Origin of the sequence: Pseudomonas sp. PvP025 (genome assembly GCF_017832155.1) — a bacterium.
Lineage (GTDB): Bacteria > Pseudomonadota > Gammaproteobacteria > Pseudomonadales > Pseudomonadaceae > Aquipseudomonas.
Window position 1 is genome coordinate 1,587,642 of sequence record NZ_JAFIBJ010000001.1, and the last position, 20,712, is coordinate 1,608,353.

Annotated in this window: 17 protein-coding genes; 13 read left to right on the forward strand and 4 right to left on the reverse strand. The window is 62.1% G+C overall.

Annotation, left to right across the window (positions count from 1 at the left end):
• The first annotated feature begins 175 nt into the window (after nucleotides 1–175).
• The 5 genes from JOE32_RS06325 to JOE32_RS06345 all read left to right on the forward strand — a co-directional run bounded on the left by JOE32_RS06325 (nucleotide 176) and on the right by JOE32_RS06345 (nucleotide 5,611).
• A complete protein-coding gene (locus tag JOE32_RS06325; RefSeq protein WP_186351039.1) occupies nucleotides 176–382 on the forward strand; it encodes a type II toxin-antitoxin system HicA family toxin in 207 nt (68 codons plus the stop codon).
• On the forward strand, nucleotides 379–744 hold the full coding sequence (locus JOE32_RS06330) for a type II toxin-antitoxin system HicB family antitoxin (RefSeq protein ID WP_209982420.1): 366 nt from the start codon (nucleotides 379–381) through the stop codon (nucleotides 742–744). The genes JOE32_RS06325 and JOE32_RS06330 overlap by 4 nt, the downstream gene beginning before the upstream one ends.
• A 1,109-nt stretch (nucleotides 745–1,853) precedes the next feature.
• Nucleotides 1,854–3,683, forward strand: a complete 1,830-nt coding sequence (gene dxs / locus JOE32_RS06335; RefSeq protein ID WP_209982422.1) for a 1-deoxy-D-xylulose-5-phosphate synthase — start codon at nucleotides 1,854–1,856, stop codon at nucleotides 3,681–3,683.
• Complete coding sequence (gene ispH, locus JOE32_RS06340) at nucleotides 3,680–4,609, forward strand: 4-hydroxy-3-methylbut-2-enyl diphosphate reductase (protein WP_209982424.1); 930 nt, start codon at nucleotides 3,680–3,682, stop codon at nucleotides 4,607–4,609. Before dxs ends, ispH begins: the two co-directional genes overlap by 4 nt.
• 30 nt (nucleotides 4,610–4,639) lie before the next feature.
• Entirely contained in the window at nucleotides 4,640–5,611 is a 972-nt protein-coding gene (locus JOE32_RS06345; RefSeq protein WP_209982426.1) for a hypothetical protein, read from the forward strand.
• 21 nt (nucleotides 5,612–5,632) lie between these two features.
• Here JOE32_RS06345 and JOE32_RS06350 read toward each other — a convergent pair whose 3' ends face one another.
• Nucleotides 5,633–6,988: an MATE family efflux transporter gene (locus JOE32_RS06350; protein ID WP_209982429.1), complete on the reverse strand. Its 1,356-nt coding sequence runs from the start codon at nucleotides 6,986–6,988 to the stop codon at nucleotides 5,633–5,635.
• Nucleotides 6,989–7,184: 196 nt separating this feature from the next.
• Between JOE32_RS06350 and JOE32_RS06355 the strand changes: the two genes are divergently transcribed.
• Complete coding sequence (locus JOE32_RS06355) at nucleotides 7,185–8,831, forward strand: methyl-accepting chemotaxis protein (RefSeq protein ID WP_209982431.1); 1,647 nt, start codon at nucleotides 7,185–7,187, stop codon at nucleotides 8,829–8,831.
• A gap of 37 nt (nucleotides 8,832–8,868) precedes the next feature.
• On the opposite strand, the gene JOE32_RS06360 is transcribed toward JOE32_RS06355, so the two are convergent.
• Nucleotides 8,869–9,531: an isochorismatase family protein gene (locus JOE32_RS06360; RefSeq protein WP_209982433.1), complete on the reverse strand. Its 663-nt coding sequence runs from the start codon at nucleotides 9,529–9,531 to the stop codon at nucleotides 8,869–8,871.
• A 144-nt stretch (nucleotides 9,532–9,675) separates the two neighbouring features.
• Between JOE32_RS06360 and JOE32_RS06365 the strand changes: the two genes are divergently transcribed.
• A complete protein-coding gene (locus tag JOE32_RS06365; RefSeq protein WP_209982435.1) occupies nucleotides 9,676–10,455 on the forward strand; it encodes a TSUP family transporter in 780 nt (259 codons plus the stop codon).
• Here the strand turns inward: JOE32_RS06365 and nudC are convergent.
• Together nudC and JOE32_RS06375 are read right to left on the reverse strand one after the other, a co-directional pair.
• On the reverse strand, nucleotides 10,423–11,256 hold the full coding sequence (gene nudC, locus JOE32_RS06370) for an NAD(+) diphosphatase (protein WP_209982437.1): 834 nt from the start codon (nucleotides 11,254–11,256) through the stop codon (nucleotides 10,423–10,425). The genes JOE32_RS06365 and nudC overlap by 33 nt on opposite strands.
• Before the next feature lie 5 nt (nucleotides 11,257–11,261).
• On the reverse strand, nucleotides 11,262–12,074 hold the full coding sequence (locus tag JOE32_RS06375) for a crotonase/enoyl-CoA hydratase family protein (RefSeq protein WP_209982439.1): 813 nt from the start codon (nucleotides 12,072–12,074) through the stop codon (nucleotides 11,262–11,264).
• A 204-nt stretch (nucleotides 12,075–12,278) separates the two neighbouring features.
• On the opposite strand from JOE32_RS06375, the gene JOE32_RS06380 reads away from it, so the two are divergent.
• From JOE32_RS06380 to JOE32_RS06405, 6 genes are all read left to right on the forward strand, one after another.
• The gene (locus JOE32_RS06380; protein WP_209982440.1) at nucleotides 12,279–12,833 is read left to right on the forward strand and encodes a UPF0149 family protein; all 555 of its coding nucleotides are present in this window, start codon (nucleotides 12,279–12,281) and stop codon (nucleotides 12,831–12,833) included.
• 90 nt (nucleotides 12,834–12,923) lie between these two features.
• On the forward strand, nucleotides 12,924–14,180 hold the full coding sequence (locus tag JOE32_RS06385; RefSeq protein ID WP_209982442.1) for a 3-phosphoshikimate 1-carboxyvinyltransferase: 1,257 nt from the start codon (nucleotides 12,924–12,926) through the stop codon (nucleotides 14,178–14,180).
• 32 nt (nucleotides 14,181–14,212) lie between these two features.
• Nucleotides 14,213–14,602: a hypothetical protein gene (locus JOE32_RS06390; RefSeq protein WP_209982444.1), complete on the forward strand. Its 390-nt coding sequence runs from the start codon at nucleotides 14,213–14,215 to the stop codon at nucleotides 14,600–14,602.
• 173 nt (nucleotides 14,603–14,775) lie between these two features.
• A complete protein-coding gene (mexE, locus tag JOE32_RS06395) occupies nucleotides 14,776–16,017 on the forward strand; it encodes a multidrug efflux RND transporter periplasmic adaptor subunit MexE (protein WP_209982446.1) in 1,242 nt (413 codons plus the stop codon).
• A gap of 15 nt (nucleotides 16,018–16,032) precedes the next feature.
• Nucleotides 16,033–19,212: an efflux RND transporter permease subunit gene (locus JOE32_RS06400; RefSeq protein ID WP_209982448.1), complete on the forward strand. Its 3,180-nt coding sequence runs from the start codon at nucleotides 16,033–16,035 to the stop codon at nucleotides 19,210–19,212.
• Nucleotides 19,209–20,624: a TolC family protein gene (locus JOE32_RS06405; protein WP_209982450.1), complete on the forward strand. Its 1,416-nt coding sequence runs from the start codon at nucleotides 19,209–19,211 to the stop codon at nucleotides 20,622–20,624. The genes JOE32_RS06400 and JOE32_RS06405 overlap by 4 nt, the downstream gene beginning before the upstream one ends.
• Nucleotides 20,625–20,712: the final 88 nt, after the last annotated feature.

Below are 20,712 nucleotides of genomic sequence, written 5' to 3' on the forward strand. Positions count from 1 at the left end.
AGCGAGGGGAAAAGGCGCGAAGCGAGCTGTCACGAGGGGTTACATCAAATCCGGGAACGCACCAGTAACCCGAGCCAGCATTGACGTACACCCCTTTTTGCAACTAACTTTAGTTACAGGCAAGGAGCGCCGTGTCCAAAATGAAAAGCTGCTGGCCAAACTGCTCAACGAGCACATGGCCTTTACCTGGCCCGAGCTCGTCACGCTGTTGCGTCGTCTCGGTTACACACAACTGGAAGGGGCAGGAAGCCGCGTCAAGTTCGACATCGGCGACCCGACGGCAATGATCACCTTGCACAAGCCTCACCCCGGCAACGAACTGAAGCATTACATTCGGCGTCAGATCATCGAACAATTGAAATCAGGAGACCTGATTCAGTGAACAACCAACTGAAACACAAAGGCTACATCGGCTCCATCGAGGCCAGCCTCGAAGACAACTGCCTGTTCGGCAAAGTGCTGTTCATCAAGGCATTGGTGAGCTACGAAGGCAAGACAGTCGCCGAGCTGGACACGGCGTTCCAGGAGGCGGTGGACGATTACCTCGCCACCTGCCAGGCGCTCGGGCAAACACCGGAAAAACCCTGCAAGGGCTCGTTCAATGTGCGGGTCGGGCACGACCTGCACCTGGCGGCTGCGCTTGAGGCCAACCGCAAGAAAGTCACCCTGAACGACCTCACCCGCCAGGCGTTGAATGAGCTTTTACAACATCAAGGTGCCGGTACCTGCACAGTGACCAGTTGACTCCATCGGTGCTGTTGGGTAACTCCATCCCTGTGGCGAGCGGGTTTGCCCTAATGCCAGTCAGTTAAGCGCAGATTCCCTTTGGCGAGCAGGCTTGTCCTGCGTTGGGCTGCGCAGCAGCCCCAAAACCAGACGCTGAGCCGTATCAGGTACACCGCGTTTTGCTTGATTGGGGGCGCTTCGCACCCCAACGCGGGGCAAGCCCGCTCGCCACAATAAGCCCACACATTTTCCTTAACTGAACGGCATTAGGGCTTGCCCCAATGCCGTTCAGTTAAGCGCCGCTCCCCTGTGGGAGCGGCGGTGCTACGATTCGACTTGCCCGCGAAAGCGGTGGGTCTTCAACATCAATGTTTGCTGGGCCGACGCCATCGGGAGCAAGCCCCCTCCCACATTTTGTACAGCGTTCGGCAGACCATTTCGGTCGGCTCTCAGGCCGCCACGCTTTTGATCTTGATCTTAGGCGCCCCGTCAAACACGCTGGCCGAACGCAGGTTTGGTTAGCCGCGCTGGGCCAAGGATGGCCCATCGCGGCGGCCCACGCTCCAAAGCCTGCATGAGGGCACACCGAGCCTGGGCGAGGTGCCGAGTGTTGGGGCAAGAGCGTTTTGCTTACTTTTGCGCTTTTCAAAAGTGAGCCGCCGTAAGGGCGGAACCCTAAGTCGTCGTTACCGCAGAAACGGATAGATACACCGAAAAATCGTCTTCGCGAGCAAGTCGAATCGTCGCTTGGGGGCTGCTGCGCAGCCCAACGCGGGGCAAGCTCTAATGCCAGTCAGTTAAGCGCAGATTCCCTGTGGCGAGCAGGCTTGTCCTGCGTTGGGCTGCGCAGCAGCCCAAAAACCAGACGCTGAGCCGTATCAGGTACACCGCGTTTTGCTTGATTGGGGGCGCTTCGCACCCCAACGCGGGGCAAGCCCGCTCGCCACAACAAGCTAGCCTTCGCGCGTATACAACCCATTGATCGCCTTGTGAATAACGTCAATTCGAAATCAAACTAAGGCCAACCCTTGTGTTCTGCCCTTGATTCACTAAGTTTACATTTCGTTTCCTCAATCCCATTTGGTCCGCAGTACCGTCCGATGGCATAGACACTTCGGAGTCATGCTATGAACCAACGCCTCGGCACTGTCGACAACCCTGCTGATCTGCGTGCCTTGCCCACGCAAGCGCTGGCCTCGTTCGCTGATGAACTGCGCAATTTCATCCTCAACAGCGTCAGCGCCACTGGCGGGCATCTGTCTGCGAACCTGGGCACTGTGGAACTGACCATCGCCCTGCATTACGTCTTCGACACCCCCGACGACCGGATTATCTGGGACGTGGGACACCAGGCGTATGCCCATAAAATCCTGACCGAGCGCCGTGCGCAGATGGGCACCATTCGCCAGTTTGGCGGGATTTCAGGCTTCCCCCGACGCAGTGAATCCCCTTACGACTGTTTTGGCACCGCCCACTCCAGCACCTCGATCTCGGCCGCGCTGGGCATGGCCATTGCCTCCCGCCATCACGCGCGCAAGAGGCATTGCGTCGCGGTGATCGGTGACGGCGCATTGAGTGGCGGCATGGCCTTTGAAGCCATGAACAACGCGGGGTTGTATCGGGACCTTCCCCTGCTGGTAATCCTGAACGACAACGCGCTGTCCATCTCGCCGTCGGTAGGCATGCTGCGCGAGCACTTGGACGCGTTGGCCGCCAGGCGCAGTGACGGCCCTTCGGCAAACCTGTTCGAGGCCATGGGTTTCACCTACACAGGCCCCATCGACGGGCATGACCTCGGGCAATTGCTCGACGTGCTCTACACCTTGAAAGACCGTCGCGGGCCCCAATTGCTGCATATCGTTACCGAAAAAGGCCACGGCTACCCGCCCGCCGCGGCCGACCCGGTGCTCTATCACGGGCCGGGGAAATTTGACCCCATCGTCGGTATTCGCTCGGCGGCCCCTGCTGCACCTACGTATACGCAGGTGTTCGGTCAATGGCTGGCTGATGAAGCCGAGCGCGACCCACGAGTGGTCGTGATTACCCCCGCCATGCGTGAAGGATCGGGCCTGGTGGAATTTGAGCGTCGATTTGCCGATCGCTACTTCGACGTCGGTATTGCCGAGCAGCATGCGCTGACGTTTGCCGCAGCCTTGGCAGCCAAGGGCATGAAACCGGTGGTGGCCATCTATTCGACGTTCTTGCAGCGCGGCTACGATCAACTGATCCATGACATCGCCCTGCAGCAGTTGCCGGTGGTACTGGCCATTGACCGCGCCGGGATCGTCGGCGCCGATGGCGCAACCCATACGGGCGCATTCGATATTGCCTGCCTGCGCTGCATTCCCAACCTCATCTTGATGGCCCCCGCAGACGAAGACGAATGTCGACAGATGCTGCACACCGCACTGCAACAATCCGGACCCTGCGCGGTGCGTTACCCACGAGGGTCAGCAAACGCATCCAAACCGTGCTGCGAACCGAGGGAACTGCCGATTGGCAAAGGTGAGATTCGTCGCACCAGCACCCAGGCCCACGGGCAGCGCATCGCCGTCCTGGCATTTGGCTCAATGACGCAAAGGGCGCTGGAAGCGGCAACACTGGTCGATGTCACAGTGGCCAATATGCGGTTCATAAAACCGCTGGACGCCGAGCTGATCCTGTCGCTCACGCAGGCACATGACGCACTGGTGACCGTTGAAGAGGGCTGCATCATGGGCGGTGCCGGATCAGCCTGCCTGGAGTATCTGGCCGGCCTGAAACAACGCCCGCCGCTGCTGCAACTGGGCTTGCCCGACCATTTCATCGAACATGGAACACCTGACGAGCTATTAAGCCACTACAGCCTGGACGCAATCGGCATCGCCCGTTCAATACAGCAATTCGCCCGTGAGCAGCAGTTGGGTTCCCTGGCGCCCGACGCTATGTCGGCCTGCCAGGCGAGTGCACGAACATGAACATTTTCCTGGCTCAGCCACGGGGTTTCTGCGCCGGTGTGATACGCGCCATCGACACGGTCGAGCAGGCCCTGGAGCAACATGGCACCCCTGTCTACGTACGGCATGAAATCGTGCACAACCGCCATGTTGTTCGGACATTGCAGGATCACGGCGCCATTTTTGTCGAAGAGCTTGACCAGGTGCCGAGTGGTGCCGTGACCATTTTCAGTGCACACGGTGTGACGCGCGCTGTGGAGCAGGAGGCGTCGCAGCGCCATCTTCATGTGCTGGATGCCACCTGTCCGCTGGTGACCAAGGTGCACAACCATGGCCGCCAGTACGCCTCCATGGGTTATCGGCTGATTCTGATCGGCGAACCCGGACATCCTGAGGTCATCGGCATACTGGGCCAGATAGACGCCTCGATCACCCTGATCCAGACGGTCGATCAGGTCAACGCACTGGGATTTTCTCCCCGTACACCGCTCGCTTATCTCACCCAGACCACCTTGAGCGTCGACGACACGCGCAGGGTGGTCGACGCCCTGAAACGGCGCTACCCCGACATCGTGGGGCCGTCCAGCCGCGATATTTGCTATGCCGTGCAAAATCGCCAGCGAGCCGTACGCGAACTCTGCACACAAGTGGATGTGTTACTGATCGTCGGCAATGCCAACAGCGCCAACGCGATGACGTTGTGCACGTTGGCCAATGACAGCGGCACGCCCAGCTATCTGGTGGCCGACGGCAGCGAAGTGGACCCACGCTGGTTTACACCGCAGATGAGCGTTGGCATCAGTGCAGGCGCTTCAACCCCCGAGGCCTCGGTGCAGGATGTGATTGCAGCCCTGGCACGCATTGAACCGTTGCACATACACACCTTGCCCGGTCGCGAGGAGCACGCTCAGTTTCAACTGCCTCACGGGTTGATCGCCCGACAATAACCGTCACGCTATAACGCAGGAGCAGGCACGATGAATAACCTCCGTCTGGAGATACCGCCGCTGGAATGCCCTTCACCGACGCATATCGATGAAGCGCTTGGCAATCACGTCAACGACCTGTTACTGGCGTGGGTCAGTGAGGTGGGCATATTCGAGGGGCAGACGGACAAGGTACGCGCTTCCAATTTCGGGCGATTTGCGATGCTCTGCCACCCCGATACCGACGTACCGGACCGCCTGCTGCTGTCGGCAAAATGCATAGCGGCGCTGTTCGCGGTGGACGATCAGTATTGTGACGATGAACGCAGCGGCTCGGCTCCCAGGCTGCTGGGCCCGCGCCTGTCGCTGGCACTGGCGGCACTGGACAAGGCCTATCTGACCTCGCCGCACGATTTGTCATTGCAACGCGCGCTGAGCGCCGATCCGGTATTGCGCGGCCTGCAAGGTTATATGAGTCATCTGGCGCGCTACGGCTCCGAGCCCCAGATGGCTCGCGTTCGGCTGGAGACGATTGCCATGTTCGTCACCATGAACGCTGAAGCCTCATGGCGCATCGAACTCAGTCTGCCCTGCGTCTGGGAATACCTGGCGCAGCGACAGGTCAACAGTTTTCTACCCTGCATGGCGTTGATCGATATTGTGGGCGGCTATGAACTGGACGCCGCTGTATATTTCTCCGCGCCGGTGCGCGAAGTGGTCAATCTGGCGGCCAGTGCAACCATCATTGCCAATGACGTCTACTCCGCGCCCAAGGAAGCGCAGCCGCAAATAGGCGACTTCAACCTGCCATTATTGTTGGCTCACGAACAGCACTGTTCCTTGCAGGAAGGCCTGTGGCTGACCGCCGACATCCACAACAGCATCATGCATCAGTACCAAGCCCGGGAACGTGCACTGCTCGAACACGCCTCGCCATCCCTGCAACGCTTCCTGACCGGCGTAAAAGCCTGGCTGGCCGGCAATAACGAATGGCACCGCCACAGCGCGCGCTATCAGGTATGAGTCAGCCTGATTGCGCGCCTGTCAGATCAACCGCTTGATCTGCTTGTGGCGCCACACCAACCGGTAGTACGCGATCTGCAGGGCGAGCATCATCAGGTAAGTCACCGGAAACGCCATCCACACGCCTTCGAGGCCGAAGTGAGCATTGAGCAGGTACGCCACCGGCAGCTCGACGAACAGCACACAGACAATCGAGATCACCACCGGCATCAGCACTACACCGCTGGCGCGCATGATGCCGCCAATCACGGCCTGGAAGCCGAACACCAGGATGCTCCACAGCATGATGTGCAACAGGTGTTCGGCATTGACCCGCGCCGTATCGTCGGTGATGAACAACCCCAGCAACCAGTGTGACAGGCCGTAACCCAGCACGATCAGGCCGCCGGTCAGGCAGGTATTGATCAACAGCCCGGCGCGCAGGATCGGCCCGATGCGCTCCACACGCCCCGCGCCAATCGCCTGGGCACCGAGGATCGAGGCGGTGATGGCAATCGACAGCGCCGGAAACTGCACATAGTTGACGATCTGCGTCACCGCGCCATAGGCCGCGGTGGCTTGGGAACCGTGGCCGTTGACCAGTGCCAGAATCACCAGCTCCGACAACGACAGCACCACCATCTGCAGCCCCGTCGGCAGGCCGATGCGCAGCACCTTGCCGAGGATCGCACGGTCCAGGCGTAACGCCGCGAGCAACTGGCGATCCGGCGCCATCACGTGCTTTTTATGGCGCAGGCGCAGGATCAAAAACAGCATGGCCAGGGTGTTGCCCACCAGCCCCGCATAGACTGCGCTCTGGATGCCCATGGGCGGCAGGCCGATCCAGCCGCGAATCAACGCGGGGGTCAGCAGCAGCCCCGTCAGGGTCGAGACCATCAGCGCCAGCAGTGGCGACACCGTGTCGCTGACCCCGCGCAGCAACTGCGTATAAAGGATGAACACCAGCAGCAGCGGCATGATCAACATCATTACCTGCGCGTAACCCACCGCATCGTCGAGCACGTCCAGCGGTGTACCCAGCGCCTGCAATGCCGGCCGCGCAAACAGGCTGCCCAGCACGGCCGCGATCAACCCCACCAGCGCGCCGAGGGTCAGCGTGGCGCCGGTGATGACCTTGACCATGCCCGTCTCGCCAGCCCCCCACGCCTGGCCGATCAATACCGAAGCGCCCGCCCCCAGGCCGATCACCAGGGCAATGAAAAAGAACACGATGGGAAACATCCCCGACACCGCCGCCAGCGCCTGGGTGCCGAGCATTTGCCCGACATAAATACCGTTTAACGTGCCGGAAAAGCTTTGCAGGAAGTTGGACAGCACCATCGGTGCGAGAAAGAACAGGTAGGTCTGCCACAGCGGGCGTTGCACAAGGTTTTGCATGAAAAAACGGTGCCTCGAAGAACTAACGCATCCACAAGTTATACCGTATGTGGATCCAATGTTCCCGCGCTTGATCAATTTGCTCAATGACAAGTGCGCGAATTACTGATTGGACGCGCCGGTTGCGGGTGAGTAGATTCCACGCCGGGAATAGCTATTAGCCATCATCTCTCATCCCTCTGGAATCGAGCCTCACATGAAAAAACCTGTCTCGCTGGCGATGCGTATCGGCCTGGGCTTTGCTTCCACCCTGTCACTGTTGGTGCTGATCACCGCCGTGGGTATCCAGCGCGTGGGCTTTATCGACAGCACGCTCAAGGACGTCGCCGAAAAAGCCGCCGTGGCCCAGCGCTACGCCATCAATTTTCGAGGCAGCGTGCACAACCGCGCCATCGCTATTCGCGATGCGGTACTGGTCACGGATGAGACCGCGCTCAATCGGCACCTGGCCGAGATCGACCAACTCAAGCGAGACTATCAAGACGCCGCCGTGCCACTCGACCGCCTGTTCGGCAACGGCGGCGCCAGCGCCGAGGAAACCCGCCTGCTGAACGATATCAAGGCTATCGAGACGCAGACCCTGGCGTCTTCGGAGCGCGTCATCAGCCTGCGCCGCAATAACGACATCGCCGGCGCACAGGCGCTGTTGCTGGCCCAGAGTTCAGACCTCTATTCCGAGTGGCTCAAACGCGTCAACGCATTGATCGACTTTGAAGAGGCGCGGATCCGGCACCAGCTTGACTCGGTGCAAACCGCAGCGAGCAACTTCGCGGTATTGATGCTGCTGGCCAGCGCCGTGGCGATTGTGTTGAGCGTACTGGTGTCGCTGCTGATCATCCGCAAGGTCAAGGCCACCCTCGGTGCCGAGCCGGAAGAAGTGGCCGAGGCGATCCGGCGCCTGGCTCAGGGTGACTTGAACCAGCGTATCGAGACCCGTCACCCCGACAGCGTAATGGGCATTCTCAAAAATGCCCTGATTCGCCTGGGCGACACCATCACCGAAGTGCGCGCATCGGCCCAGGCCTTGCGGGATTCATCGGTGACCCTGTTGTCTGCGGCCGGCGACAACCGCCAGCAGATCACCCTGCAAACCAGCGAAGCCCAGCATGTGGCCGCCGCCATCACGCAAATGGCCGCATCGGTCAATGAGGTATCGGGCTACGCCTCGGCCGCCGCCAGGGCCACCCTGCAGGCCGATGCCGAAGTCAACAGCGGCCACCGTCTGGTGGGTGAAGTGAGCGTGGCGATTGAAGAACTGGCGGAAATTCTCGAACAGGCCACTACCCGCGTCAACCAGGTGTCCAGCGACAGCGAAAGCATCGAAACGGTGATTGAGGTGATCAACTCGATTGCCGCGCAGACCAACCTGCTCGCCCTGAACGCCGCGATTGAAGCCGCACGCGCCGGGGAACATGGCCGCGGCTTTGCGGTGGTGGCCGACGAAGTGCGCTCGCTTGCGACCCGCACTCAGGAGTCAACCCAGGAAATCCGCGACATGATCGGCAAACTGCAAAGCGGCACCCAGGATGCCGCCGACATCATGCAGCGCAGCCGCGCCCTGGCCCAGACCACGGTCGGCCAGACCCGCGATTCGCAAGTGTCATTGGGCAAGATCAGCGAGGAAGTCGGCGCGATCAACACCATGAACGCGCAGATCGCCAGCGCCTCGGTGCAGCAGAGCGCCGCCGCCGAAGAGGTCGCGCAGAACGTCACGCGTATCCACAGTTCCACCGTGCAATCGGCAGTTGGCTCCGAAGTGGTGGAAAACGCCAACCAGGAACTGGCGGAACTGGCGGACAGGTTGAGCACCAAGGTAGCCTTTTTCAGCGTGGCGACCCGCTGACCGCCATAGGTCCCGTTATCTTTTTTTGGCCGTCTGATCAATCGCAGGAATGGGAACGTACGAGCGTCGCGGCCAGTTCTTCACGGGTCCGGCTGATGACGGCGCCTGCCGTGAGCAACTGATCGACGGCATCCAGGCCGCCCTCCGGCGTGATCGCGCGGCAGGCCGGCAGGTGCAGCACCACCGCCAGACCCGCCTTGAGCAGCTGCAGGGCGGTGATCTTGACGCAGTAGTCCAGAGCCAGGCCGCCGACGATAACCCGCTGCACGCTGTGAGCCTTGAGGTACTCGATGACGCCCGTGGAGAGCTTGTCATGCAGATCGTGGTAACAGGCACCGTAGGGATGCAGGTCGGGTTCGACGCCTTTCCAGACGAAGTAATCGTAGTCGTAGGGCGTGGGCAGTTCATCCAGCAGGGTGAAGCCCTCGGTGCCAGGCACACAGTGGTTGACCCAGGTGACATCGGCATGCGCCAGGCCCGTGGGCTGCAGCATTTCGCTGTGCCGAGAGACTACCCAGGGTGCGTGCGGGGTGTGCGCGTCCTTGCTGCCAATACGATGACCGGCAAGGCTGGCCATGTAGTTGAGCTCGGCGCCGATCTGGTCACCACCGGCCACCGGCAACTCATTGGGGCACAGTGGCGTGAAGCTTTTCTGGGCGTCGACATCGAATGAGGCGATGGCGATTTTTGCGAGGGGCATGGCGGTTCTCCCGTGGCCAGGCAGGAAGTGTATAGAGGTCCGTTTTTTGATTACAGTTTTGCGATTGAAAGCCTGACGGTCAGGTAAGATAGCGCCGTTTGTCACAGCCACCCCGTTGTGCCCGCCAACCCAAGTCGACTGCCCATGCCCTTCGAACTCAGCGTAGACCTCACCACCCTGGCCATCCTCGCCGTGGTTGCCTTTGTCGCCGGCTTTATCGACGCCATCGCCGGCGGTGGCGGCTTGCTCACCACGCCTGCCCTGCTCACGGCCGGCATGCCGCCGCACCTGGTGCTGGGCACCAATAAGCTCAGCTCGACCTTCGGCTCGGCCACCGCCAGTTTCACCTTCTACCGGCGCAAGCTGTTCCATCCGCGCCAGTGGGTGCACGCCATCGTCGGCACCCTGATTGGTGCACTGACCGGCGCCGTGGTCGCGCATTACCTGCCCGCCGAAACGCTGAACAAGATGCTCCCGGTGATTGTTTTCGCCTGTGGTGTGTATCTGCTGTTCGGCGGAACGCCCAAGGCGCCGCTGGATGCCGATGCGCCGATCAGGAAGAAATGGCAGGCCACCCAGGGCTTCGGCCTGGGTTTCTACGACGGCGTGGCCGGGCCCGGCACGGGCGCGTTCTGGACCGTCAGCACGATGCTGTTGCACCCCATCGACCTGGTGAAAGCCAGCGGCGTGGCGCGCAGCATGAACTTCGTCAGCAACGCGGCGGCGCTGACGGTGTTCATCATCAATGGGTCGGTGGACTGGATCGTCGGCCTGGCCATGGGCCTGTCGGTGATGTGCGGTGCATTCTTTGGCGCACGCAGCGCAATCAGCGGCGGCGCCAAATTCATTCGCCCGGTGTTCATCACCGTGGTGCTTGGTCTGACCGTACGCCTAGCCTGGCAACACTGGTTCAGCGTGGCCTAGGCGACGGGCCAGGTACAGGTCGATGAGATAGCGCGCAATCGAGCGCGACGCCGGCAACGGCGGCAACGCGTGGATATTGAACCACTGCGCGTCTTCTATCTCGTCGGCCTGGGGCACGATCTCGCCGCCGGCGTATTCGGCATGAAAGCCCAGCATCATCGAGTGGGGAAACGGCCAGCATTGGCTGCCCCTGTACTGAATGTTCTTCACCTCCACCTGCACTTCTTCACGCACCTCACGAATCAGGCACTCCTCGGCCGACTCGCCCGGCTCGGCAAACCCCGCCAGCGTGCTGTACACCCCCGTGACAAAGCGCGGTGAACGCGCCAGCAGAATCTCGTCGCCGCGGGTCACCAGCACGATCATGCTCGGCGAAATGCGCGGGTAACTGCGCAAATCGCAGGGCGGGCAGAACATCGCGCGCTCGCGCGGCACCTGGACCATGGGCTGACCGCAACTGCCGCAGAAACGGTGCTCACGCGCCCAGGTGCCGATTTGCGCCGCATAACCCAGCACCTTGTACAGGGTGTGATCGCCCTGCAGCATGAAGCCGCGCAGGCCCTGCCAACTGCAGCCTGGCACGTCGGCGGCACTGTTGAGCTCCAGCAGGTACACCGGCTCGCCATCGAGGTGGCCGATACCGTGCTCGGCGAACACCGACAGGTCCTGGCGCTTGAGCCATTCACGCGGAAACAGCGGGCCATTGGCGTCCTGTAAAAAGCCCTCGCGGCTGCGCGCAACGGCCCAGCCACCGGGAGTCTCGTTGTCCAGCAGCGTTGTGGTAATCCAGCCTGGAGTCATGTCGGTCAATCCACAAAGTCGGGTTTCTGTTTACTCATATGGGCCGCGATGGCCACACGCAAATCGTTGGATTGCAACATAGCCGCGTTCCAGGTGGCAACGTATTCCAGACCGTCATTGACGCTGTGGTCCCGCATGTAGCTGAGCATGGCCTTGGTGCCAGTCACGGCAATTGGCGATTTGGCGGCAACCTCGCGGGCAATCTCCAGGACCCCGGCCAACAGGCTGGCGTGATCGGGGTACACACGGTTCACCAGGCCAATGCTGCGCGCTTCTTCGGCGCCGAACTGACGGCCGGTGTAGGCCAGTTCGCGCAGCATGCCGTCACCGACGATGCGCGGCAGGCGTTGCAGGGTGCCGACATCAGCGGCCATGCCAATGTCGACTTCCTTGATGGAGAATTGCGCATCCTCGGCGGCGTAACGCATGTCGCAGGCGCTGATCAGGTCGATGGCGCCGCCGATGCAGTAGCCCTGGATCGCCGCCAGCACCGGCTTGCGGCAGTTGTCGACCGCGTTGAACGAGGCTTGCAGCTCGAGGATCTTGCGCCGCAGCAGGCGTGCGTTACGCCCCACGTCCTTGCCCAGGTCATTGGCCACCTGGGCCAGCAGCATCAAGTCGATACCCGACGAGAAATGCTTGCCCGCACCGCTGAGTACCACGGCGCGCACGGCGTCGGTGTCTTCGACCCATTGAAAGATCTCGACGATTTCACGCCAGAATGCGGCGTTCATCGCGTTGATCTTTTCCGGGCGGTTGATCTGCACATGGGCAACGTTGCCGCTGAGTTCGACGACGAAGGCTTGGTATCCGGACATGGCAGTGATCCCTGACTTACGATTGATAAGGGCCAGACTATAACAAGGCTGCGCAAGGGCGCATCGGCCAAAAGCCGGACGCGCCCTTATCGTCGCCATGGGCACCGAGCCGCTGGGAAAATGCTGGATAAAACCCTGCGCACCCGCCATCCTTCGCGCTTTAAGCCGCCCGCTCGCGGCGCTCCATGCTCAAAGGACATGCCCATGCACAGCCACCCTCTCGCCCTGGCCGATTTCGACTTTATCGACGAAACCCTGCTCAAATACGGCGACGACCATTCGGTACTCAACCTGGCAGAACTCGATGGCTACTTCACCGCGCTGGTGTCGAGCCCGGCCCGGGTGGATGTCGGCGAGTGGTTCCCGGCGATCTGGGGCGGACACAACCCGGCCTGGGAAAGCGCGGACGAGGCCCAGGGTTTCCTCGAACTGTGCGTACGCCACATGAATACCCTGGCCGCCCAACTGGCTAACGATGCCCGGGGGTTCAAGGCCCGTTTCGATGACACCGAGCATCAGGGCCACACCCTGACCCTCGCCGAAGAGTGGTGCTTTGGCTACATCCGTGGCGCGGCCATCGCCCACTGGCCTGACCTGCCGCCCGAGCAGGCCGCGCACCTGGAAAAAATCGCCCAGTGCGCCGAGCAGGACAACTTCGAGCTGCCGGCCGACCTGGATGTACAGGCGCACCAGCAGCGCGTCAGCGAGATCGAACCGGCCGCGCGCGCCCTGCACGATTACTGGTTGGCCTTGCGCTAAGCCTCGACAAGCACCGCTGCTTTGGCCGATTATTCGAGTCCGCCCGTCGGCCACTCCGTGCCACCTTGCCCTGATCAGGAGCCTTGCACCTTGAGTTCGCAGAAAACCGTGACCGTTACCCCGCCCAATTTCCCCCTGAACGGCAAGGTCGCGCCCCCCGGCTCCAAATCCATCACCAACCGCGCCCTGTTGCTGGCCGCCCTGGCCACCGGCACCAGTCGCCTGAGCGGCGCACTGAAAAGCGATGACACCCGGCATATGTCGGTGGCCTTGCGCGAGATGGGTGTGACCATCGATGAGCCGGATGACACCACCTTTGTGGTGACCGGTTCCGGCAATCTGCAACGGCCCCTGCAACCGCTATTTCTCGGCAATGCCGGCACGGCGATGCGCTTTCTCACCGCCGCCGTGGCCACCGTGCAAGGCAACGTCGTGCTGGACGGCGACGCTTATATGCAAAAACGCCCGATCGGCCCGCTGCTGACCGCCCTCGGGCAGAACGGCATTCAGGTCGACAGCCCCACCGGCTGCCCGCCGGTGACCGTACACGGCGTGGGCAAGGTGCAGGCCAAGCGCTTCGAGATCGACGGCGGCTTGTCCAGCCAGTACGTCTCGGCGCTGCTGATGCTGGCGGCGTGCGGCGAAGCACCGATTGAAGTGGCACTGACCGGCAAGGACATTGGCGCTCGTGGCTATGTGGACCTGACGCTGGATTGCATGCGCGCATTCGGCGCGCAGGTGGAGGTAGTCGACGACAGCACCTGGCGCGTCGCCGCGACCGGCTACCGTGCCCATGACTACCTGATCGAGCCGGATGCGTCCGCCGCCACCTACCTGTGGGCGGCCGAAGTGTTAACCGGCGGCCGTATCGATATCGGCGTGGCCGCGCAGGATTTCACCCAGCCGGACGCCAGGGCCCAGGCGGTGATCGCGCAGTTTCCGAACATGCCGGCCACCGTGGTGGGCTCGCAGATGCAGGACGCGATCCCGACCCTGGCGGTATTGGCCGCCTTCAACAACACCCCGGTACGCTTCACTGAACTGGCCAACCTGCGCGTGAAGGAATGTGACCGCGTGCAGGCCCTGCACGACGGCCTCAACGAAATCCGCCCGGGCCTGGCGACCATTGAGGGCGATGACTTGCTGGTAGCCGCCGACCCGGCGCTGGCCGGCACTTCCTGCAATGCGCTGATCGACACCCACGCCGACCACCGCATCGCCATGTGCTTTGCGCTGGCGGGGCTGAAGGTCGCGGGCATTCGCATCCAGGACCCGGACTGCGTGGCCAAGACCTATCCTGATTACTGGAAAGCCCTGGGCAGCCTGGGCGTTGCGCTGACCTATTAAGTCGGTGGCGCCGCAATGGGGAGGGAATGCACATGACAATTCGCCAACCCTGCCCACCCGGCGCCTGTATTTGCGCCCGTGAACAGCTGCTGCAGGCGCCGGGTGCGGACCTGCGGGTGCTTGGCCTGACGCGTCAGGAAGAAAAAAAGCTGCTTGCCCGGCTGGAAGATCTCAAGAGTCTGCAGGACCTGGAGCACATGCAGCAGCGCATGTATGAGCTGCTGGGGATTCGCGTGCAGGTGGCGCCCGGGCATACCGAGGTCAGGAGCATGCGGGGAATTCAGATTATCATCGATGAACTGCCGGGAATGTGCCGCAAGACACGGCAGGCGATTCCGGCGGCGATTCGCCGGGGCCTGGAGAAACGGCCGGAGATTGCTTATCGGTTGCTTGATGCTTATGACTTGTTTGGCCAGGGGTGATGAGACGGCATATCCATTGCTGAGGTAACGGATAGGTACCCAGGCCCAAGCCAGCATCCCCCCTCCTGCTTATATCATTCCGAATGATAGTCACCTTCGCCTCATTCGATTCGTGACATACCCCTACCCCGCGCATGATCCGCCCATCTCAAATACATTGGCGGATGCACCTCATGGAACAGTCACTCAAACACTTGCGCTTCCCCCTGGCGATATTGGCCGTGGTGGTGATGAGCGCCTGCGGCAAGACCCCCGATCAGGCCGCCGCCATGCCACCGGCGAAAGTCAGCGTGGCCAAGGTGCTGGAACAACCGGTCAACGAGTGGGACGAATTCACCGGCCGTCTCGAAGCCCCGGAAACTGTGCAGATTCGTCCTCGGGTCTCTGGCCAGATTGATCAAGTCGCTTTTACCGAAGGCGCTTTGGTCAAGAAAGGCGACCTGCTGTTTCAGATCGACCCGCGCCCGTTCCAGGCGCAAGTGCGCCAGCTTGAAGCCCAGTTGCAACAGACCAAGGCCGCCGCCAACCGCAGTGACAACGAAGCCCAGCGCGGTGACCGTCTGCGCCAGAGCAATGCGATTTCCGCCGAACTGGCCGACTCGCGCACCACCGCCGCCCAGGAAGCCCGCGCTGCCGTCGCCGGGATCCAGGCGCAGCTGGACCTGGCCAAACTGAACCTGAGCTTTACCCGCGTGACCTCGCCGATCAGCGGCCGGGTCAGCCGCGCGGAGATCACCGCCGGCAACCTGGTGACGGCCGATACCACCGCGCTGACCAGCGTGGTTTCCACCGACAAGGTGTATGCCTACTTCGACGCCGACGAGCGCGTGTACCTCAAGTACACCGAGCTGGCGCGCCAGGGCCGCCGTGGCGCGACCACCCCGGTGTACCTGGGCCTGTCCAATGAAGCCGGCAACCCGCACCTGGGCCAGATGAACTTCGTCGACAACCAGGTCAACCCGGCCACCGGCACCATTCGCGGGCGCGCCGTGTTCGATAACAGCAAGGGCGAATACACCCCTGGCCTGTATGCCCGCCTCAAGCTGGTGGGCAGCGGCACCTATTCTGCCGTGCTGATCAACGACGAGGCCGTGGGCACCGACCTTGGCAAGAAGTTCGTGCTGGTGATGGAAGGCGACAAGCCGGCCTATCGCGCCGTGGAGCTGGGGCCAAAGATCGAAGGCCTGCGCATCGTGCGCAGCGGCCTGGGCAAGGACGACACCATTGTGGTCAAAGGCCTGCAGCGCGTGCGCCCGGGTACGCCGGTTTCCCCGGAGACCATCCCGATGGCCAGCCAGGAAACCCTCGCCGCTCTCGCCCAACAACGACAAGCGCTTGAAGCCAGCAACCTCGAACAGGTGGCGCCGGAAAAAACCGCGCCCAAGCTCGCTGCTGTCGCGACTCCACGCGGTTAAGGGATACGACTCAAGATGAATTTTTCCAAGTTCTTCATTTCGCGGCCGATCTTCGCAGCGGTGCTGTCGCTGTTGATCCTGATCGCGGGTGCAATCTCGCTGTTTCAATTGCCGATCAGCGAATACCCGGAAGTGGTGCCACCCACCGTGGTGGTACGCGCCAACTTCCCCGGCGCCAACCCCAAGGTCATCGGCGAAACCGTGGCCGCGCCGCTGGAGCAGGCAATCACCGGCGTCGAGAACATGCTGTACATGTCCTCGCAATCCACCGCTGACGGCAAGCTGACCCTGACCATCACCTTCGCCCTGGGCACCGACCTGGACAACGCGCAGGTGCAGGTGCAAAACCGCGTGACGCGCACTCAGCCAAAACTGCCCGAGGAAGTGACACGCATCGGCATCACCGTGGACAAGGCCTCCCCGGACCTGACCATGGTGGTGCACGTTACCTCGCCCGATCAGCGCTACGACATGCTCTACCTGTCCAACTACGCGATCCTCAATATCAAGGACGAACTGGCCCGCCTCGGCGGCGTCGGCGACGTGCAGTTGTTCGGCATGGGCGACTACTCCCTGCGCGTATGGCTGGACCCGAACAAGACCGCCTCGCGCAACCTGACCGCCACCGATGTGGTGACGGCGATTCGCGAACAGAACCGCCAGGTAGCGGCCGGTGCCCTGGGCGCGCAGCCTGCGCCCAACGACACCAGCTTCCAGCTGTCGGTGAACACCCAGGGTCGTCTGGTCACTGAAGAAGAGTTCGAGAACATCGTGATCCGCGCCGGTGACAACGGCGAGATCACCCGTCTCAAGGACGTCGCACGGGTTGAGCTGGGCTCCAGCCAATACGCCCTGCGCTCGCTGATCGACAACCAGCCGGCCGTGGCGATCCCGATCTTCCAGCGCCCTGGCTCCAACGCCATCGACATCTCCAACGAAGTGCGCGCCAAGATGGCGGAGCTGAAGAAGAGCTTCCCCGAAGGCATGGATTACCGCATCGCCTACGACCCGACGGTGTTCGTGCGCGGCTCCATCGAAGCGGTGGTGCATACCCTGTTCGAAGCGTTGATCCTGGTTGTGCTGGTGGTGATCCTGTTCCTGCAGACCTGGCGCGCGTCGATCATTCCGCTGGTGGCGGTGCCGGTCTCGTTGATCGGGACCTTTGCGGTGATGCACCTGTTCGGCTTTTCGCTCAATGCGCTGTCGCTGTTCGGCCTGGTGTTGGCCATTGGTATCGTGGTGGACGACGCCATCGTGGTGGTGGAGAACGTCGAGCGCAATATCGAGTTGGGGCTGGACCCCTACCCGGCCACGGAAAAGGCCATGAGCGAAGTGACCGGCCCGATCATCGCCACGGCGCTGGTGCTGTGTGCAGTGTTTATTCCGGCGGCGTTCATCAGCGGCCTGACCGGGCAGTTCTACAAACAGTTCGCCCTGACCATTGCGATTTCCACGGTGATCTCGGCGTTCAACTCGCTGACCCTGTCCCCTGCCCTGGCCGCCGTGTTGCTGCGCAGCCATGACGCACCGAAGGACCGCTTCTCCAAAGTGCTCGACAAACTGTTCGGCGGCTGGCTGTTCCGTCCGTTCAACCGCTTCTTCGAGAAAGCCAGCCACGGTTACGTCGGCACCGTGCGCCGGGTGATTCGCGGCAGCGGTATCGCGTTGTTCCTGTACGCAGGGTTGATGGTGCTGACCTGGTTCGGCTTTGCCCACACCCCCACCGGTTTCGTGCCGGCCCAGGACAAGCAATACCTGGTGGCCTTCGCGCAATTGCCGGACGCCGCCAGCCTGGACCGTACTGAAGCGGTGATCAAACGCATGTCCGACATCGCCTTGAAGCAGCCGGGCGTGGAAAGTGCCATCGCCTTCCCGGGCCTGTCGATCAACGGTTTTACCAACAGCCCGAACAACGGCATCGTGTTCGTGACCTTGAAGCCGTTCGATGAGCGCAAGGACGCGAGCCTGTCCGCCGGTGCGATTGCCGGTGCCTTGAACGGCCAGTACGCCGGCATCCAGGAAGCCTATATGGCGATCTTCCCGCCGCCGCCGGTACAGGGCCTGGGCACCATCGGCGGCTTCCGCCTGCAGGTCGAAGACCGTGGCAACCTGGGCTACGACGAGCTGTACAAGGAAGTGCAGAACATCATCACCAAGAGCCGTGGCGTGCCGGAGCTGTTTGGTCTGTTCACCAGCTACACGGTCAACGTGCCCCAGGTCGATGCCGCCATCGACCGTGAGAAGGCCAAGACCCACGGCGTGGCGATCAGCGACATCTTCGACACCCTGCAGATCTACCTGGGCTCGTTGTACGCCAACGACTTCAACCGCTTTGGCCGCACCTACCAGGTCAACGTGCAGGCTGAACAGCAGTTCCGTCAGGACGAAGACCAGATCGGCCAGTTGAAAGTGCGCAACAACAAGGGCGAGATGATCCCGCTGGCGACCTTCATCAAGGTCAGCGACACCTCGGGGCCCGACCGCGTGATGCACTACAACGGCTCTATCACCGCAGAGATCAACGGCAACGCCGCACCGGGCTACAGCTCCGGCCAGGCTCAAGCGGCGATTGAAAAACTGTTGAAGGATGAACTGCCCAATGGCATGACGTACGAGTGGACCGACCTGACCTATCAGCAGATCCTCTCGGGCAACACCGCGCTGTTCGTATTCCCGCTCTGCGTGCTGCTGGCGTTCCTGGTGCTGGCCGCGCAGTACGAAAGCTGGAGCTTGCCACTGGCGGTGATCCTGATCGTGCCGATGACCCTGCTGTCGGCGATCACCGGGGTGATCATCTCGGGCAGCGACAACAACATCTTCACCCAGATCGGTCTGATCGTACTGGTGGGCCTGGCGTGCAAGAACGCGATTCTGATCGTCGAGTTCGCCAAGGACAAACAGGCCGAGGGCCTTGACCCGCTGGCTGCGGTGCTCGAAGCCTGCCGCCTGCGTCTGCGGCCGATCCTGATGACCTCGTTCGCCTTCATCATGGGTGTGGTGCCACTGGTGCTGTCCAGCGGTGCCGGTGCCGAGATGCGCCATGCCATGGGCGTGGCGGTGTTCTCCGGGATGATCGGGGTGACCTTCTTCGGCCTGTTGCTGACGCCGGTGTTCTACGTACTCATTCGTCGCTATGTGGAGCGCAGCCAGGCGCGCAAAGCGGCCAAGGCCTTGAAGCTGGAGACACAGCCATGAGCGTGAAACTATTCCTGCCGAGCCTGCTGGTACTGGCGCTCGCCGCCTGCGCCGTCGGCCCGGACTACAAAACCCAGACGCCGGAGGCGGCGAACATCACCGCCGCTGCAGACGCAAAGCAATACGATCACGCCAAGTTCGAAGGTATCTGGTGGCAGCAGTTCGAGGACCCGACCCTCAATCAGTTGGTGACTCAGTCGCTGCAAGGCAACCGTGACCTGCGCGTGGCGTTTGCCCGCCTGCGTGCGGCCCGGGCGATTCGTGATGACGCCAGCAATGACGCCATGCCGACCATCACCAGCCGCGCCAGCAGTGACTTGGCCAAGGGGCAGATCCCTGGCCAGACCACTCGGCGCGTCAACAGCGAACGTTATGACCTGGGGCTGGACATGGCCTGGGAGCTGGACCTGTTCGGCCGCATCCAGCGCAATCTGGAAGCCAGCGACGCCGACCAGCAGGCAGCCGAGGCCGACCTTTACCAGTTGCAAGTGAGCATGATTGCCGAACTGGTGGATGCCTACGGCCAGTTGCGCGGTGCGCAACTGCGCGAACGCATTGCCCTGGACAATCTGAAGAACCAGCAGGACTCACGCAGCATCACGGTGAGCCTGCGTGATGCCGGCGTGGGCGACCAGCTCGATGTGGAGCGCGCCGATGCACGCCTGGCCTCGGTGGAAGCCAGCGTGCCGCAGCTGCAGGCCGAACAGGTGCGCGAGCGCAACCGCATCGCCACCCTGCTCGGCCAGCGCCCGGACAAGCTCAGCGTCGACCTGAGCCCCAAAGACCTGCCGGCGATTGCCAAGGCGCTGCCGATCGGCGACCCGGGGCAACTGCTGCAACGGCGTCCGGACATCCTCAGCGCCGAACGCAAGCTGGCCGCTGCCACCGCCCGCATTGGCGTGGCCAAGGCCGATCTGTTTCCACGGGTCAGCCTCAGCGGCTTCCTCGGCTTCACCGCCGGGCGCGGTTCGCAGATCGGCTCATCGGCAGCCAATGCCTGGGCGCTCGGCCCAAGCATTACCTGGGCGGCGTTCGACCTGGGCAGCGTGCGTGCGCGCTTGCGCGGCGCGGACGCCGAGGCCGATGGCGCGCTGGCGACCTATGAGCAACAGGTGCTGCTGGCGTTGGAAGAATCGGAAAATGCTTTCAGTGATTACGGCAAACGCCAACAGCGGTTGCTGTCGTTGATCCGTCAGAGTGAGTCCAGCCGCGCCGCCGCCGACCTCGCGGCCATTCGTTATCGCGAAGGCACGGTGGACTTTTTGGTGTTGCTTGATGCCCAACGGGAACGTCTGGCCGCCGAAGACGCCCAGGCTCAGGCCGAAGTGGACCTGTATCGCGGGATTGTCGCGATCTACAAGGCGCTGGGCGGTGGCTGGCAGCCGGACACGGTTGTCGCTAGCAGCAAGTGATGTAAAGAGCTCCTTTGGTTGGTCGCATCCAGCCAATTTTAGCCCCGTGACCCATTCGGTCATGGGGCTTTTTTTTGGGTCTTGGGAA

Coding starts and splice junctions, on each gene's coding strand:
- JOE32_RS06325 (WP_186351039.1), top strand. CDS start 176: ATGGCCTTTACCTGGCCCGAGCTCGTCACGCTGTTGCGTCGTCTCGGT.
- dxs (WP_209982422.1), top strand. CDS start 1,854: ATGAACCAACGCCTCGGCACTGTCGACAACCCTGCTGATCTGCGTGCC.
- ispH (WP_209982424.1), top strand. CDS start 3,680: ATGAACATTTTCCTGGCTCAGCCACGGGGTTTCTGCGCCGGTGTGATA.
- JOE32_RS06345 (WP_209982426.1), top strand. CDS start 4,640: ATGAATAACCTCCGTCTGGAGATACCGCCGCTGGAATGCCCTTCACCG.
- JOE32_RS06350 (WP_209982429.1), bottom strand. CDS start 6,988: ATGCAAAACCTTGTGCAACGCCCGCTGTGGCAGACCTACCTGTTCTTT.
- JOE32_RS06355 (WP_209982431.1), top strand. CDS start 7,185: ATGAAAAAACCTGTCTCGCTGGCGATGCGTATCGGCCTGGGCTTTGCT.
- JOE32_RS06360 (WP_209982433.1), bottom strand. CDS start 9,531: ATGCCCCTCGCAAAAATCGCCATCGCCTCATTCGATGTCGACGCCCAG.
- JOE32_RS06365 (WP_209982435.1), top strand. CDS start 9,676: ATGCCCTTCGAACTCAGCGTAGACCTCACCACCCTGGCCATCCTCGCC.
- nudC (WP_209982437.1), bottom strand. CDS start 11,256: ATGACTCCAGGCTGGATTACCACAACGCTGCTGGACAACGAGACTCCC.
- JOE32_RS06375 (WP_209982439.1), bottom strand. CDS start 12,074: ATGTCCGGATACCAAGCCTTCGTCGTCGAACTCAGCGGCAACGTTGCC.
- JOE32_RS06380 (WP_209982440.1), top strand. CDS start 12,279: ATGCACAGCCACCCTCTCGCCCTGGCCGATTTCGACTTTATCGACGAA.
- JOE32_RS06390 (WP_209982444.1), top strand. CDS start 14,213: ATGACAATTCGCCAACCCTGCCCACCCGGCGCCTGTATTTGCGCCCGT.
- mexE (WP_209982446.1), top strand. CDS start 14,776: ATGGAACAGTCACTCAAACACTTGCGCTTCCCCCTGGCGATATTGGCC.
- JOE32_RS06400 (WP_209982448.1), top strand. CDS start 16,033: ATGAATTTTTCCAAGTTCTTCATTTCGCGGCCGATCTTCGCAGCGGTG.
- JOE32_RS06405 (WP_209982450.1), top strand. CDS start 19,209: ATGAGCGTGAAACTATTCCTGCCGAGCCTGCTGGTACTGGCGCTCGCC.